Origin of the sequence: Streptomyces sp. NPDC002057 (assembly GCF_040296665.1) — a bacterium.
GTDB lineage: Bacteria > Actinomycetota > Actinomycetes > Streptomycetales > Streptomycetaceae > Streptomyces.
Genome location: NZ_JBEOXR010000079.1, coordinates 1 through 14,628 on the forward strand (window position 1 = coordinate 1; position 14,628 = coordinate 14,628).

Annotated in this window: 15 protein-coding genes; 6 read left to right on the forward strand and 9 right to left on the reverse strand. The window is 73.4% G+C overall.

Features of this window, described 5'->3' with window-relative positions:
* Positions 1–1,494 (reverse strand): MocR-like transcription factor YczR (yczR, locus tag ABT129_RS35690; RefSeq protein ID WP_351910011.1); only part of this gene is annotated, 1,494 nt, incomplete at its 3' end.
* Between the two features lie 103 nt (positions 1,495–1,597).
* On the opposite strand from yczR, the gene yczE reads away from it, so the two are divergent.
* The 4 genes from yczE to ABT129_RS35710 all read left to right on the forward strand — a co-directional run bounded on the left by yczE (position 1,598) and on the right by ABT129_RS35710 (position 5,095).
* Complete coding sequence (yczE, locus tag ABT129_RS35695) at positions 1,598–2,266, forward strand: membrane protein YczE (RefSeq protein WP_502982016.1); 669 nt, start codon at positions 1,598–1,600, stop codon at positions 2,264–2,266.
* Complete coding sequence (locus ABT129_RS35700) at positions 2,263–3,027, forward strand: glycerophosphodiester phosphodiesterase family protein (RefSeq protein WP_351910015.1); 765 nt, start codon at positions 2,263–2,265, stop codon at positions 3,025–3,027. The genes yczE and ABT129_RS35700 overlap by 4 nt, the downstream gene beginning before the upstream one ends.
* A 70-nt stretch (positions 3,028–3,097) precedes the next feature.
* Positions 3,098–4,465, forward strand: coding sequence for an MFS transporter (locus tag ABT129_RS35705; protein WP_351910017.1), 1,368 nt, complete (start codon positions 3,098–3,100; stop codon positions 4,463–4,465).
* Positions 4,466–4,720: 255 nt separating this feature from the next.
* Positions 4,721–5,095: an RNA polymerase-binding protein RbpA gene (locus tag ABT129_RS35710; protein ID WP_015032218.1), complete on the forward strand. Its 375-nt coding sequence runs from the start codon at positions 4,721–4,723 to the stop codon at positions 5,093–5,095.
* Positions 5,096–5,285: 190 nt separating this feature from the next.
* On the opposite strand, the gene fxsA is transcribed toward ABT129_RS35710, so the two are convergent.
* The 4 genes from fxsA to ABT129_RS35730 all read right to left on the reverse strand — a co-directional run bounded on the left by fxsA (position 5,286) and on the right by ABT129_RS35730 (position 9,460).
* Entirely contained in the window at positions 5,286–5,879 is a 594-nt protein-coding gene (fxsA, locus tag ABT129_RS35715) for an FxsA family membrane protein (RefSeq protein ID WP_351910019.1), read from the reverse strand.
* A gap of 83 nt (positions 5,880–5,962) precedes the next feature.
* Positions 5,963–6,739 (reverse strand): polyprenol monophosphomannose synthase, encoded by a 777-nt coding sequence (locus tag ABT129_RS35720; protein ID WP_351910021.1) that lies wholly within the window; start codon positions 6,737–6,739, stop codon positions 5,963–5,965.
* Between the two features lie 557 nt (positions 6,740–7,296).
* The gene (locus tag ABT129_RS35725) at positions 7,297–8,940 is read right to left on the reverse strand and encodes an amidohydrolase (protein WP_351910023.1); all 1,644 of its coding nucleotides are present in this window, start codon (positions 8,938–8,940) and stop codon (positions 7,297–7,299) included.
* A gap of 79 nt (positions 8,941–9,019) precedes the next feature.
* Complete coding sequence (locus ABT129_RS35730; RefSeq protein ID WP_351910025.1) at positions 9,020–9,460, reverse strand: Lrp/AsnC family transcriptional regulator; 441 nt, start codon at positions 9,458–9,460, stop codon at positions 9,020–9,022.
* 226 nt (positions 9,461–9,686) lie between these two features.
* Between ABT129_RS35730 and ABT129_RS35735 the strand changes: the two genes are divergently transcribed.
* Positions 9,687–10,055 carry a hypothetical protein gene (locus ABT129_RS35735; protein ID WP_351910027.1) on the forward strand — a complete coding sequence of 123 codons (369 nt, stop codon included), beginning with the start codon at positions 9,687–9,689 and terminating at the stop codon, positions 10,053–10,055.
* A gap of 10 nt (positions 10,056–10,065) precedes the next feature.
* On the opposite strand, the gene ABT129_RS35740 is transcribed toward ABT129_RS35735, so the two are convergent.
* Positions 10,066–11,157, reverse strand: coding sequence for a phosphotransferase family protein (locus ABT129_RS35740; RefSeq protein WP_351910029.1), 1,092 nt, complete (start codon positions 11,155–11,157; stop codon positions 10,066–10,068).
* 155 nt (positions 11,158–11,312) lie between these two features.
* Positions 11,313–12,449 carry an Rv3169 family protein gene (locus ABT129_RS35745; RefSeq protein ID WP_351910031.1) on the reverse strand — a complete coding sequence of 379 codons (1,137 nt, stop codon included), beginning with the start codon at positions 12,447–12,449 and terminating at the stop codon, positions 11,313–11,315.
* A 317-nt stretch (positions 12,450–12,766) separates the two neighbouring features.
* Between ABT129_RS35745 and ABT129_RS35750 the strand changes: the two genes are divergently transcribed.
* Complete coding sequence (locus tag ABT129_RS35750) at positions 12,767–13,042, forward strand: hypothetical protein (RefSeq protein WP_351910032.1); 276 nt, start codon at positions 12,767–12,769, stop codon at positions 13,040–13,042.
* Here ABT129_RS35750 and ABT129_RS35755 read toward each other — a convergent pair.
* Both ABT129_RS35755 and ABT129_RS35760 read right to left on the reverse strand, forming a co-directional pair.
* Positions 13,005–14,183 (reverse strand): acyl-CoA dehydrogenase family protein, encoded by a 1,179-nt coding sequence (locus tag ABT129_RS35755; protein ID WP_351910034.1) that lies wholly within the window; start codon positions 14,181–14,183, stop codon positions 13,005–13,007. The genes ABT129_RS35750 and ABT129_RS35755 overlap by 38 nt on opposite strands.
* 263 nt (positions 14,184–14,446) lie before the next feature.
* Positions 14,447–14,602 carry an SCO1431 family membrane protein gene (locus ABT129_RS35760; protein ID WP_351910036.1) on the reverse strand — a complete coding sequence of 52 codons (156 nt, stop codon included), beginning with the start codon at positions 14,600–14,602 and terminating at the stop codon, positions 14,447–14,449.
* Between the last annotated feature and the right edge of the window lie 26 nt (positions 14,603–14,628).

A 14,628-nucleotide genomic window follows, 5' to 3' on the forward strand; every position in this document is an offset into this window, starting at 1 on the left:
CACGAACGACCGCGGCGGTTCGGCGCCCCCGCCCGCGCCCGACTCGACGAGCCGGGCCGCCGCGGCCAGCCGGGCCGCGGCCTCGTCGGCGACGGCTCCGCCGACCGTGAAGGGCAGCCGGACGAAGCCCTCGAAGGCCCCGTCGACGCCGAACCGGGGGCCGGAGGGGACGCGGACGCCGACCCGCTCGCCCACCTCGGCCAGCCGGGAGCCGGAGAGGCCACCGGTGCGCACCCACAGGGTGAGGCCACCGCGCGGCACCGAGAACTCCCACTCCGGCAGTTCCCTGCGGACCGCGGTGACGAGCGCGTCCCGGTTCTCCCGGGCCTGGTCGCGGCGGAGGGTCACGGCCTCCTCCCAGCCGCCCGTCCGCATGAGCCAGTTCACACCGAGCTGTTCCAGGACGGGGGTGCCGAGGTCGGCGTACGCGCGCGCGGCGACCAGGGAGCGGATGACATCAGGGGCCGCCCGGACCCAGCCGATGCGCATGCCCGCCCAGAAGGCCTTGCTCGCCGAGCCGACGGTGAGGACGGTGGAGCCCGCAGGGTCGAAGGCGCAGACCGGCCGGGGCATCTCCAGGTCGTCGTCCAGGTGCAGCTCGGCCATGGTCTCGTCGACGACGAGGACCGTGCCGGCCGAGCGGGCCGCGTCCACGAGCTGTCGCCGCTGGTCCTCGTCGGCCAGCGCGCCGGTCGGGTTGTGGAAGTCGGCCACCACGTACGCGAGGCGGGGCGCCGCGTCGCGGAGCACCTGGCGCCAGCGGCCCAGGTCCCAGCTCCCGAGCCCCTCGGACATGGCGACGGGCACGAGCCGGGCGCCGGCCTCCCGCATGAGCTGGAGGATGTTGGCGTACGACGGGGATTCGACGGCGATGCGTTCGCCGCGTCCCGCGAAGAGGTGACAGATGGCGTCGATGGCCCCCATGGCGCCGGTCGTGACCATGATCTGCTCGGGCATGGTGGGGATGCCGCGCGCGGTGTAGCGGTCGGCGAGCATCTGCCGCAGCGTGGGCAGTCCCGCCGGGTAGTCCCCGTGCGTGTGGGCGTAGGGGGGCAGCTCCTCCAGGGCGCCCTGGACGCCCCGGGTGAGCCAGGGCTCGGGGGCGGGGAGCGCCGCGCAGCCGAGGTCGATCATCGAGCCGAGGGACTCGGGGGGCAGCGGTTCGAGGCCGCGCGCGGGCAGCGGGTTGCCGGCCGGGACGGCGGTCCAGCTGCCGGCGCCCCGCCGCGACTCCAGGAAGCCCTCGGCGCGGAGCGCCTCGTACGCCGCGGCCACCGTCGTACGGCTGACGGTGAGGGCGAGGGCGAGTTCCCGCTCGGCGGGCAGCCGGGCGGCGACCGGGACGCGGCCCTCGAGAACGAGCAGACGGATGCCGTCGGCCAGGGCGCGGTAGGCGGGCGGCTTGCGGGCGCCGGGTCCGGCGGGCCGCGGCTGCTGCGCCTGGAGCTGTCGCGCGAGCTGAGCCGGTCCTACCGCCGAAGTCCACTGGGCCATCGAAATCAGTCCACCTTCCCCGAATTGGCCATGGTTGGCACCCGTTCCCCCGCCACAGAGTGTCATGAGCCAGTCCACTACCACCACCCTGGGGGGAAGTCCCTTGTCCATCGCCTCCGGCCTCCACGGCCGGCACCTCACCCGTCGGCTCGTCCAGCTCTACGTGGGGCTGACGCTGTACGGGGTCAGCTCGGCACTGCTCGTGCGCAGCGGCCTCGGCCTGGAGCCCTGGGGCGTCCTCCACCAGGGCCTGGCCGAGAAGTCGGGGCTGACCATCGGCGTGGTGTCGATCATCGTCGGGGCCGTGGTGCTGCTGCTGTGGATCCCGATCCGGCAGCGGCCCGGGCTCGGCACGGTCTCCAACGTGTTCGCGATCGGGATCGCCATGGACGGCACCCTGGCGCTCGTGCCGGAGGTGCACGGGCTGGCGGGGCGGATCCCGCTGCTCGCGGCCGGCATCGTCCTGAACGGGGTGGCGACCGGCCTGTACATCGCGGCGCGCTTCGGCCCCGGCCCGCGCGACGGCCTGATGACCGGTCTGCACCGGCTCACCGGCCGGTCGATCCGGCTGGTGCGGACGGCGATCGAGGTGGCCGTCGTCGCCACCGGCTTCCTGCTCGGCGGCTCGGTCGGCATCGGCACGGTCCTGTACGCGCTGGCGATCGGACCGCTCGCCCAGTTCTTCCTGCGCCGGTTCGCCGTTCCCGAGCCGGCCCCCGTCAGCACCGCGGTCTCCCCGCGGACACCGGAACAGGCCATACTGCGGCGGTGACTCGCGTACCCCACCCCTATCTCGACCATCCCTCGCCCCTCCCGTTCGCCCATCGCGGCGGCACGGCGAACGGCCTGGAGAACACCGCGGCCGCCTTCCGCCGGGCCACCGCGGCGGGCTACCGCTACTTCGAGACCGATGTGCACACCACGGCGGACGGGGTGCTCGTCGCCTTCCACGACGCGACCCTCGACCGGGTCACCGACGCCTCGGGCCGGATCCGCGACCTGCGATGGGACGCGGTCCGCGAGGCCCGGGTGGCGGGCAAGGAGCCGCTGCCGCTCTTCGCCGACCTCCTGGACGAGTTCCCCGGGGCCCGCTGGAACGTGGACCTCAAGGCCGAGTCGGCCCTGCTGCCGCTGCTGAAGGTGATCGGCGAGGCCGACGCCTGGGACCGGGTCTGCGTGGGCTCCTTCGACGAGGCCCGGGTGGCGCGGGCGCAGCGCCTGGCCGGCCCCCAGCTCGCCACCTCGTACGGGGTGCGCGGGGTGATCGGGCTGCGGCTGCGCTCGTTCGGCATCCCGGCGGCGCTGCGGGCCGGTGCGGTGGCCGCGCAGGTGCCCGAGCGGCAGGCCGGGATCCCGGTGGTGGACCGCCGCTTCGTCCGCGAGGCGCATGCCCGCGGGCTCCAGGTCCACGTGTGGACCGTGAACGATCCGGACCGGATGAACGCTCTCCTCGACCTCGGGGTCGATGGCATCATGACCGATCAACTGGAGACGCTGCGCTCGGTGCTGACCGAGCGGGGCGAGTGGGTCTGAGCGCGCGTCCCGGGGACACCGGGCCCGGATCACCGGGAGCGGTCACGGGGACGAACGAGGGGGCGCGGCCTTGACCGCTGACACCACCGAACCGGAGGAGTACGCCACCGATCCCGCCGAACGGCGGCGGGAGCAGCGGGGCTGGTACTTCTACGACTTCGCGTGCTCGGTGTACTCGACGAGCGTGATCACCGTCTTCCTCGGGCCGTACCTGACCTCGGTGGCCCGGGCGGCGGCCGACGCCGAGGGCTTCGTGCACCCGCTCGGCATACCCGTGCGGGCCGGCTCGCTCTTCGCGTACGCGGTGTCCGCCTCGCTCGTGGTCGCGATCCTGGTGATGCCGCTGGCCGGCGCGGTCGCGGACCGTACGGGCCGCAAGAAGCCCCTGCTCGCCGCGGCGGCCTACCTGGGGTCGACCGCGACGGCCGGCATGTTCTTCCTGGCGGGCGACCGCTATCTGCTCGGCACGTTCCTGCTGATCGTGGCCAACGCCTCGCTCTCGGTCTCGATGGTGCTCTACAACGCCTATCTGCCGCAGATCGCGGAGCCCGACGAACGGGACGCGGTCTCCTCGCGCGGCTGGGCCTTCGGCTACACGTCCGGCGCGCTGGTGCTCGTCCTGAACCTGGTCCTCTACTCGGGCCACGACTCCTTCGGCCTCACGGAGGGCGAGGCGGTCCGGATCTGCCTGGCCTCGGCCGGTGTGTGGTGGGGCGCCTTCACGCTCATCCCGCTGCGGCGGCTGCGGGACCGGCGGATCGGCCCGGCGGTCCGGGACGGGGCGGGCGGCGCGGTCGGCAGCGGCTGGCGGCAACTGCGGGAGACCCTCAAGGACATGCGGCGGCACCCGCTGACGCTCTCCTTCCTCCTCGCCTACCTGGTCTACAACGACGGCGTGCAGACGGTGATCTCGCAGGCCTCCGTGTACGGCTCGGAGGAGCTGGGCCTCGACCAGACCACGCTCATCACCGCGGTCCTCCTGGTCCAGGTGCTCGCGGTGGCGGGGGCGCTCGGCATGGGGCGACTCGCCCGGTCGTACGGAGCCAAGCGGACGATTCTGTGCTCGCTCGGGGTCTGGACGCTGATCCTCGTGGCGGGGTACTTCCTGCCGGCCGACGCGCCGGTGTTCTTCTACTGCCTGGCGGCCGCGATCGGCCTGGTACTGGGCGGAAGCCAGGCCCTGTCCCGCTCGCTCTTCTCCCACCTGGTGCCGCGCGGCAAGGAGGCGGAGTACTTCTCGGCCTACGAGATGAGCGATCGAGGGCTCAGTTGGCTCGGTCCGCTCGTGTTCGGTCTCGCGTACCAGCTGACCGGGAGCTACCGGGATGCCATCATCTCCCTGGTGATCTTCTTCGTGGTCGGCTTCGCCCTGCTCGCCCGGGTCCCCGTGCGGCGTGCGGTGGAGGCCGCGGGGAACCCGATACCGGACCGAATTTAGACGTGGCAGTGAAAGGGCGGTAGTGTACGCGTTTGGCCTGCCAGGCGGACCGTTACTGCGTGCTGCTTGTGTGAAAACACTGGGTCACATCTGCCGTCAGATGTGACAAAACGGGCACTGGTGGGTACAACAAGGGGCGGCACGACGGGCGACGCATGACCCGGCACGGGAATCTTTACCGCCGACCGGACGTTGACCGGATAACGACGACAGCGACACCTGTCCTGTGGGCGACAAGCCCGGGAGGCACGATTCATGAGTGAGCGAGCTCTTCGCGGCACGCGCCTCGTGGTGACGAGCTACGAGACCGACCGCGGCATCGATCTGGCCCCGCGCCAGGCCGTGGAGTACGCATGCGAGAAGGGCCATCGTTTTGAGATGCCCTTCTCGGTGGAAGCGGAAATTCCGCCGGAGTGGGAGTGCAAGGTCTGCGGAATCCAGGCACTCCTGGTGGACGGGGACGGACCTGAGGAGAAGAAGGGCAAGCCTGCGCGTACGCACTGGGACATGCTCATGGAGCGACGCACCCGCGAGGAACTGGAGGAGGTCCTCGCCGAAAGGCTGGCCGTCCTGCGTTCCGGCGCCATGAACATCGCCGTGCATCCGCGCGACAGCCGCAAGTCCGCCTAGCGGACCCACCGGACGAACAACGCCGCGGGGCCCGGTACACGAACTGTGTACCGGGCCCCGCGGCGTTCTCCTTGCCCGGGGCGCGGCCGTGGGCCGGCTCGGGACCTCCGGCCGGCACGGGCGTTCCCGGGCCAGGGAACGCCCGTGCCCCGCCCCCGAGGTCTTCGGGGACGGGGCACGGACGAAGCGATCAGGGCGTCAGGGGCGGGCGGGGGCCCTCGGCCCGGCGCGGGTCGTGAGCGGCGTCCTCGCGGATGACCTCGCCCTGTACGACCTTGCCGTCAGGGCGGTGCATACGGGCCTGCTGGAAGGCGTCCTGGAGGCTGCCGGGAGGCGCGGCGGCCATCCGGCGCTCGGCGGCCCGGTCCGCGTACCGCCCGAGGAGGGAGCGGACCGGGGGGATCAGCAGGAGCAGGCCGAAGACGTCCGAGAGCAGGCCCGGGATCATCAGGAGCAGACCGCCGAGCATCAGGAAGCCGTTGCGGTCCTCCGAGCCGGTCCGGTCGGGCGCCGAGGGCACCGTGCCCGCCTGCGCCGCGGCCTGTGCCTGCTGGAAGGTCGAGCTGAGGTTGCGGAAGGCACGGCGGCCCGCCCGCTTGACGACGACGGCGCCGAGCACGGCGCCGCCGACGAGCAGGGCGAACACGGTCAGGCCGCCCGCCACGTCCGCCACCGTGATGAGCAGCCAGATCTCCAGGACCAGCCAGGCGGCGACGCCGAGCGGAAGGAACGTACGCGCGCGTGAGCGCTTGGGGGCGAGGGGAGGCGTTGCGCCGGTCGTCATGGCCCCAGTGTGCCTGGAGCCCCATCGGAACGTCGTAAAGGAGATGTCAGGACGCCGGGCGGGCGTCCACGGGGGGAAACGGATCAGGAGGGCTTGCGGCCGAGCAGCTTGCCGACCTTCTCCGCACGCGCCGACACACCCCAGCCGGTGACCCGCCAGAGCGCCTCGACGACGATGTTGCGGCTCATCTTCGAGTCGCCGATCTCGCGCTCCACGAAGGTGATCGGGACCTCGACGACGTTGAAGCCGGCGGCGACCGCGCGGCGGGCCAGGTCGACCTGGAAGCAGTAGCCCGCGGAGGCCACGTCCTCCAGGCCCAGGCCCTCCAGGGTCTCCTTGCGGAAGGCCCGGTAGCCGCCGGTGACGTCACGGATCGGTACGTCGAGCATCACGCGGGAGTAGAGGCTGCCGCCCCGGGAGATGAACTCGCGGGACTTGGGCCAGTTCACGATGCGGCCGCCCGGCACCCAGCGCGAGCCGAGGACCAGGTCCGCCCCCTTGAGGGCGGTGAGCAGGCGCGGGAGTTCCTCGGGCTGGTGGGAGCCGTCGGCGTCCATCTCGACGAGGACCCCGTAACCGTGCTCGATGCCCCACCGGAAGCCGGCGAGGTAGGCGGCGCCGAGCCCCTCCTTGCCCTTGCGGTGCAGGACGTGCACATGGTCGTCGTCGGACGCGATCTCGTCCGCGAACTTGCCCGTGCCGTCAGGGCTGTTGTCGTCGGCGACGAGAATGTGCGCCTCGGGTACGGCTTCCCGCACCCGCGCGACGATCGGCTTGATGTTCTCCGCCTCGTTGTAGGTCGGAATGATCACCAAGGCCTTGCCGAGCGGGCCGTAACGCCTCTGGCCACCGTCGTTCACTACTGCCCCTTCGGATACAAACGCAGGCCCCCACCATAGCGAGGTCCCCGGAGTGTTCCGGCGCGGCGGGTCGACGGGAGGAGTGACGTGCGCCTCCCGGGAACGGGTCACCGGCGGCTCCGGCGGGGGCGCGGCACGGGTGGCCCGGGACTCCGGTGGGGGCGCGGCACCGGTGACCTGCGGGTCTCCCGGCGAGGGCGGCGTGGGTGGGGTGCGGTGCGGGGCCCGTCGTCCTTCGGTCCGACCTGGGATCCGCTGGCTGCGGGTCGACCGAGAGCCGTTGTCTACTGAACGTCCGGGCCCCACCCGGGTCGCACCTTCCGCCGGAGAAACCTTCCCGCGCGACCGAGGCGCGGGCGGCGTTCGGCGCATTGCGTGGGGATGCGGTCCGGTCGGACGTCCTGTGGTGGACGCGGAGAACCTACCCGCCCCTGGCGGTTGGCTGTCAACACCCGCTTGACCTGCGAAGACTTACCGAAAGCCCAGGCCGGAGGGGAAGATCCGCAGGTCGGGGACAAGCGTACGTAAGGCGTGCCCCCGGGGTACATATCCCTACATCACTCGTTCGGCCGTACGAACACCGTCTGTCCGTGCACGACCGTCCGCAGACAGACGGGCAGATCGGCACCGGGGGACAGATCGGGCAGACCGGGCGTACCGGAGCGCGGGTCGGTGGACCAGCGGGCCACCCGGTCGTCGGGCGCCTGGACGACGAGTTCCTCGGTGCGCCAGACCGCGTAGTCGGCGGGCGCGCCGGGGACGAGCGTCCCGGCGTCGTCCCGGCCCACGGCCCGCCAGCCGCCCCGGGTGTGGGCGGTGAAGGCGGCCCGGGCGGAGATCCGGTGCTCGGGGGTGCGGTGGAAGGCGGCGGCCCGGACGGTCCCCCAGGGGTCGAGCGGGGTGACCGGGCTGTCGGAACCGAAGGCCAGCGGCACACCGGCGCGCAGCAGCGCCGCGTACGGGTTGAGGGTGCGGGCCCGCTCGACGCCGAGACGGTCGGCGTACATGCCCTCGTCGCCGCCCCAGAACGCGTCGAAGGCGGGCTGCACCGAGGCGGTGAGGCCCAGCTCGGCGAAGGCGGCGATCGTCTCGGGGGTGAGCATCTCGACGTGCTCGACTCGGTGCCGGGCGGCCCTGATCCGGCCCAGGCCGAGCTTCTCGGCCGCGACCCGGACGCCCTCGACGACCGCGGTCACGGCGGCGTCGCCGATGGCGTGGAAGCCGGCCTGGAGGCCCGCCTCGGTGCAGGCCACGACATGGAGGGCGACGGTCGTCGCGTCCAGGTGCGCCGCCCCGGTGTGGGCGGCGTCGGCGTGGTCGGCGTAGGGCTCGTGGAGGCAGGCCGTGTGGGAGCCGAGGGAGCCGTCGGCGAACAGGTCTCCGGCCGCACCGAGCGCGCCGAGCGCGCGGGCCCGCTCGACGTCGAGGTCGGCCCAGTAGCCGACGACGCGGGGGCCCGCCTCGTCGCGGGCCAGGTCCAGGAGGCCGGTGAAGTCCCCCTCGGAGGAGATCTGCGGGCCGCCGCACTCGTGCAGGGTGCCGATGCCGAGGGAGGCGGCGTGGCTCCGGGCGGCGCGCTGCGCATCGGCCCGCTGGCGCGCCGAGACGGCGCCGAAGGCGGCGGCGCGCACGGCGTGGTGGGCGTCGCCGGTGAGCGGCCGCTGTCCGTCGTGGAAGCCGTCCAGGTCGCGCACGCCCGGGACGAGGTCGAGGAGGGCGGTGGTGACCACGGCCGAGTGGACGTCGATCCGGGTGAGGTAGAGCGGGCGGCCGCCGGTCAGCCCGTCGAGTTCGGCGCGGGTGAGCGGGCGGCGCTCGGGCCAGCGGGCCGCGTCCCAGCCGTGACCGATGAGGATGCGGTCCTCGGGACGGGCGGCGGCGTGGGCGCGGATCAGCTCCGCCGCCTCGGCGAGCGAGGCGGCGGAGGAGAGGTCGAGACCGGTGAGGGCGAACCCGGTGGCGGTGGTGTGCACATGCGCGTCGACGAACGCCGGCGTGACGAGCGCGCCCTCCAGGTCGACCACCTCGTCCACGCCGGTGGCGAAGGCGTCGGCCGCGCCCTCCGAGCCCACCCAGGCGACGTGCCCGCGCTCCACGACCATGGCGGTGGCGAAGGGGTCGGCGGGGCTGTGGACTTCTCCACCGCGCAGCAGCACGGTGCGGTGTTCGGCGGCAGGCGCGGCAGGCATGGACTCACTCATGCGACCAGGCTAGGACCTGACCGGACCCGGTTTGTCCGGCAGGTCCCCCTCGGCGGACCCGGCCGGGCGGCCGGCCGCGTCAGATGCGCGGCGGCCTGGCCTCGTACGGGGTGGAGAGGACGACCGTGGTGCGGCTGGAGACACCGGCCTGGGAGCGGATGCGGCTGAGCAGGTGCTCCAGCTCCAGGGGGGTGGCGACGCGGACCTTGAGGATGTAGTTCTCCTCACCGGCGACGCTGTGGCAGGCCTCGATCTCCGGGATGTCGGAGAGCCGGTCGGGGGTGTCGTCGGGGGCGCTGGGGTCGAAGGGTTTGACCGAGATGAAGGCGGTCAGCGGCAGGCCGACGGCCTCCGGGTCGACGACGGCGGCATAGCCGCGGATGACTCCGCGCTGCTCCAGACGGCGGACGCGCTGATGCACCGCCGACGTGGACAGGCCGGTGGCCTTGCCCAGGTCGGTGTAGCTCATGCGTCCGTCCTTGACGAGCAACTCGACAATCTGACGATCCAGCTCCTCCATGCGGTGACCCTATTGCTCCCGGGCGGGGCGGGCAGCGCCGGGGTCGGCCGCTATCGGGCGGTATGGGGCATCGCGGGGCACCTGCGGCGGGCATGTGACGAACACCACAGGTTTGTGTCCGGGCTTCGGGTACTGCCACACGATTATGCGGACGGCCGTATGGGAAGTGCTTGCTGTGGTCGAGGCCGCACAGATCCGGCCGACCCACCCGAGGGGGAGATTCTCCATGCAGGAGCCTGTTGATTCGGTCGAGACGTCCGACGAACTCGACGCGTACGACACCTTTGAGATGTTCCGGGTCGTCTGCCCGGAGTGCGTGCAGCCCATCGCGCTGCTCGCGGACGAGGACGCGCTGCCGGAGCACGCGCTGTGCCCCACGCCGTGGAACCCCTTCGTCCTGACGGTCTGCCCGGGTACGGGCCTGGCGGCGACCTCGGCGCGTCCGGCCGACGACACCATGGAGGTCCAGGAGCAGGACACCGCCCTGCTCCTGACGCTCCCCCAGGGTCTCGACTGGCGCACGCAGCCCTTCTCGCACGTCGGCGGTCCGGGCTCGCGCCCGATCAGGGTGCCGCAGATGCGGCGCGCGGCCTGAGGCCTCCGCCCTACCAGTAGCTTCCCCGCACCATCGCCGCGAGCGTGGCGTGGTGCAGGATGAGGGAGTCCGGGTCGCCGGGCACCTCGACCTCGCCGAAGTGGGCCTGGCGGTACGCGATCCTGAGCATGACGATCGCGTGCCGCAGCGCCGCGTAGAGGGTGTGGAACTCCATGGCGCGCGGGGTGTGTCCGGTCAGCTCCGCGTAGCGCCGCTCGACGGCCTCGCGCCGCAGGAGGCCGGGGAGCCCCGGCTGGCCGAAGCCGACGGTCAGGTCCTGGAAGAAGCGGTGGAGGTAGACCGTCCAGCCGAGGTCGACCTCGCGCGGGACGCAGGCCGCCATCTCCCAGTCGAGGACGGCGGCGGGGGTGAATCCGTCGTAGACGATGTTCCCGATGCGCGCGTCGCCCCAGCCGAGGACGGCCGGGCCCTCGTCGGCCGGCCAGTGCGACTCCAGCCAGTCGAAGGCCGATTCGATGAGCGGTGAGGGGGCGAGTCCGTCCACCACCCAGGCGTAGTACGCGCGCTGCGCGTCGACGTGACGGCGCAGCGGGGTTCCGGCGCCGTCCGGCAGCAGGAACTCGGCCTCCTTCGCCGGGAACTGGTCGTGCAGCCGGGCGAGCACGGCGACGGATTCGGCTTCGAGCAGGGCGCGTTCGGCGTCGGTGGCGGAGTGCAGCCAGTTCCCCTCGTACGTGTAGGGCATGACGTCCGGCGGCACGCGGCCCTCGGCCCGGGCCATCACGAAGAAGGGCGCGCCGAGCGGTTCCGGGTCCTCCTCCAGCCAGAGCACGCGCGGTACGGGGACGTCGGTGTGCTCGCCGACCAGGCGCATGACCCGGTGCTGGCGGGCCATGTCGTAGACGGGGAAGACGGTGTACGCGGCGGGGTCGGCGGCCAGCCGCAGCGCGCAGCCGCGCACCGGCGCGTCGGGGTGGTCGAGGTCGAAGAGCAGCGTCTCGCTGGACATGCCGTTGGAGCCGGGCACGGCGAGACCGGAGACGCGGGCCCCGGGCAGGTGCCGGTCCAGCCAGGCGGTGAGCCGGCGCCCGAGCTCCTCGGGGTCGCGGGTGGAGGTGCGGGGACGGGGCGCGGTGGCCAAGGGGGCCTCCTCGGAGGGCCGTTGACGGGGAGCGACGGGAGTCTTCGACGTGCGCGCGGCGGGTCGCCGCGGGGATCGGCCGGGCCGCCGACGCGTGGCGGGCGGGGGTGGGGGTGCGCGGCCGTCGGACCGCTGCGGCGTGGCCTGCGGCCTCGTCAGGGGGCCGTCGACGTGTGGTCCGTGAAGCCGCTGGGGTCGTGGCGGCCGAAGGAGCCGTGCTCGAAGATGCCGTAGCCGGTGTGGCCGTCGAGGGTGAAGCGGGCGGCGTGGTCGGTGACGCCGTAGGCGGCCATGGGGTGGGCGGCGGGGTCGGAGAGGTCGTACACCCGTCGGTCCGTCCAGCCGCGGCCCTGCCAGGTGCCGTGCTGCCAGTCGGTGGCGGGCGGGTAGCCGGCGCCGACCGCGAGCGGGGAGGAGGCGAGGATCTCGACGCCGATCTCCAGGGGCTTCCCGGTCGGGTCGGTCAGGTGGACGGTGGCCCGTTCGGGGTGGCGGGTGCCCGTGCGGTACGTGATCTCGGTGCGGGGCCAGCCGAGTTGGGTGTCACGGTGGCCGTCGCGCACGAGCAGGGCCTCGTTGAGGGTGCGGTAGCCGTCGGCGTCCTCCTGCGCGACGACCATGAGGAACCGGTCCTCGAAGCGCATGGGTATCCAGAGCCAGTGGAAGCCCTCCGGACGGAACTCGGCGGCGCGGCCGGGCTCCTCGCCGGGGATCGGGCGGACTCCCCAGCTGCGGTCGCGGGTGCCGGTCCACTCCCCCGGCGTGACCGTGAACTCCTCGCCGCCGGCCCTGATGGTGCCCGCGCAGTGTCCGGCCTGGACGAAGCGGCGGCCCTCGAGGGTGAGGCGGCCGCCGTGGCGCTGGGTGTGGTGGGGCTCCCAGACGGCCGGGAAGTCGCCGGTCCAGCCGATGTCGTACGAGAGTCCTCCGGGGTCGTCGGGGTCGGCCGCGCAGTGCAGGGAGAGGCGTTTGAGGGGCTCGTCGACGGTGATGGTGAACGGGCCGACGGAGAGGTTCGTCCGGTCGTCGCCGAGGGCGTCGGAGGCCCGGACGGCGTGCAGCCGGTCGCCGATCCGGAGGGTGGCGTAGGCGTCGACGACCCCCGCGTTGGGGTAGACGCCGAGGCCGGCGATGAGCAGGGCGCGGCCGGTGTGGTCGAAGACGTGGAAGATGCACCGGTCGTAGGCGTTCCGGTCTCCGCTGATGTGGTGCTTCATCGAGAGCGGGGCCTGGTGCACGGGGTATTCGTCGAGCGCGACGGGCCGGTCGTCGACGTTCCGGTGCCCGGACATGGCTGACCTCCTGGTCGGCGAGCGCTTCCGCGAGGAGACCTGACGGTACGTCAGGTCCGCTCCGGGGGGCCAGAGCCGTGCACCGGGTACCGGACGAACTGCCGCACGAATCCGCTCGGCGGTGACCCCGGCCGCCGGAGCGCGTTGGTCCGGGCATGACCACGCTGTACACCACGCCCAGCGGTATCGGTCGGCACCGGCAGGCCGAGCCGCGCCTTGAAGAATCGGTTCGGCGCCCGGCGCCGACGCCCACCGTGGCATCCCTGTCCGCGCCCGCACCCGTGTCCGCGCCGACGTCCCTGTCCGCGTTTGCGCCCGTGTCCGCGCCGACCTCCCCGAACACCCCGTCGACCGTCTCCGCGCCCGCGCCGGTACCCGTCCCCGTGCCCGTACCGGCGCAGGCGGTCACCCCGACCACCATCCCGTCCGACCCGCCCATCTACAAGGCCGTGCTCTCCCTCTGGGCGAGCCAGGGCCGCGCCCTGCCGGGCCACCGCGACCAGGAGTGGGCCCGCCTGGCCGCCGGTCCCGTCTGGGCGGACCGCACCGTACGCGTCAGCGGGACTCTGGTCCGACCAGGTGACGGGCGATGACCACCCGCTGGATCTGATTGGTCCCCTCGACGATCTGCAGCATCTTCGCCTCGCGCAGATACCGCTCCACGGGGAAGTCCGCCGTGTAGCCGTACCCGCCGAGCACCTGCACCGCGTCCGTCGTCACCCGCATGGCCGCGTCCGTGCAGAAGAGCTTGGCCATCGCCGCGCACCGGCCGAAGGGCCGCCCCTCGTCCCTGAGCCGCGCCGCCTCCAGGTACAGCGCCCGGCCCGCCTCGACCCGGGTCGCCATGTCGGCGAGGAGGAAGCGGAGCCCCTGGAAGTCGGCGATCGGCCGGCCGAACTGCCGGCGCTCCCTGGCGTACCCGACGGCCACGTCCAGGGCCGCCTGGCCGAGCCCCACCGCGCAGGCGGCGATGCCGAGCCGCCCCGAGTCCAGGGCGTCGAGCGCGATCGCGAAGCCCTGCCCCCGCGCACCGAGGCGCCGCCCGTCCGGGACCCGCACCCCGTCGAAGTGGAGCTGGGCGGTGGGCGAGCCCTTCATGCCCATCTTCCGCTCGGGAGGGGCCGCGCTCAGCCCCGGCGCGTCCCCCGGCACCAGGAAGGCGGTGATGCCCCGGGCGCCCTCGTCGCCGGTACGGGCCATCACCGTGCAGAAGTCCGCGATCCCGCCGTGGGTGATCCACGCCTTGGTTCCGTCGATCACCCAGTCGCCCTCCGGGTCCTCCCGGACGGCCCGGGTGCGCAGCGCCGCCGCGTCCGATCCGGCGGAGGGCTCGGAGAGGCAGTACGCGCCGAGGAGACCGCCGCCCAGCATCGCGGGCAGGTGGGCGGCGCGCTGCTCGTCGGTGCCGAAGCGGGCGAGCGCGTGACAGGAGAGGGTGTGGACGCTGACCCCGAGCCCCACGGTGAGCCGGGCCGCGGCGAGTTCCTCCAGGACCTGGAGGTAGACCTCGTACGGCTGACCTCCCCCGCCGTACGCGGGGTCGTAGGCCAGCCCGAGCAGCCCGGAGCGGGAGAGCAGGGTGAACAGTTCGCGGGGGAAGTGTCCGGCGTCCTCCTCCTCGGCGGCGCGCGGGGCGATCTCCCGCCGGGCGATGTCGCGCGTCAGGGCGAGCAGCTCGCGGGCCTCGTCGGTGGGCAGCCGGCGCTCCACGCCGTCCGGGGTGCTGTCGGCCATGGCCGGGCGCTCCTCCCTGCCGGGCGCGGGCGCGGTCGTGCCGCGCGCGGGGTCGCGGGGAGTATGCCCGTTCGAAGCCCCGGGATCACACGGACGCCGGGGGATCACACGGACGCCGGGATCACGCGGTCGTCGGCGGATCGCACGGATGCCGGTCGATCACACGGAGGCCGGGCCGAAGCGGACGCCGGGCATCGCACGGGCGCCGGGCCGAAGCCGACGCCGGGCCCACGGACGCCGGGGGGGGCACACGGCCCCCGGCGTCACATGAGGCCCGCGCGGGTGACGAGCACGGACAGCAGGACGACCAGCGTCCAGCCGAGGACGTGCTCCAGGAGCTTGGGTCCCCGGTCGTCCTTCGGGCCGCCCGTCCGGGCGCGCAGGAGGAGTCGGGTCGCGGTGGTGGAGGCGGAGGTCATGGCGACCACCTTGCGGCACGGGCGCG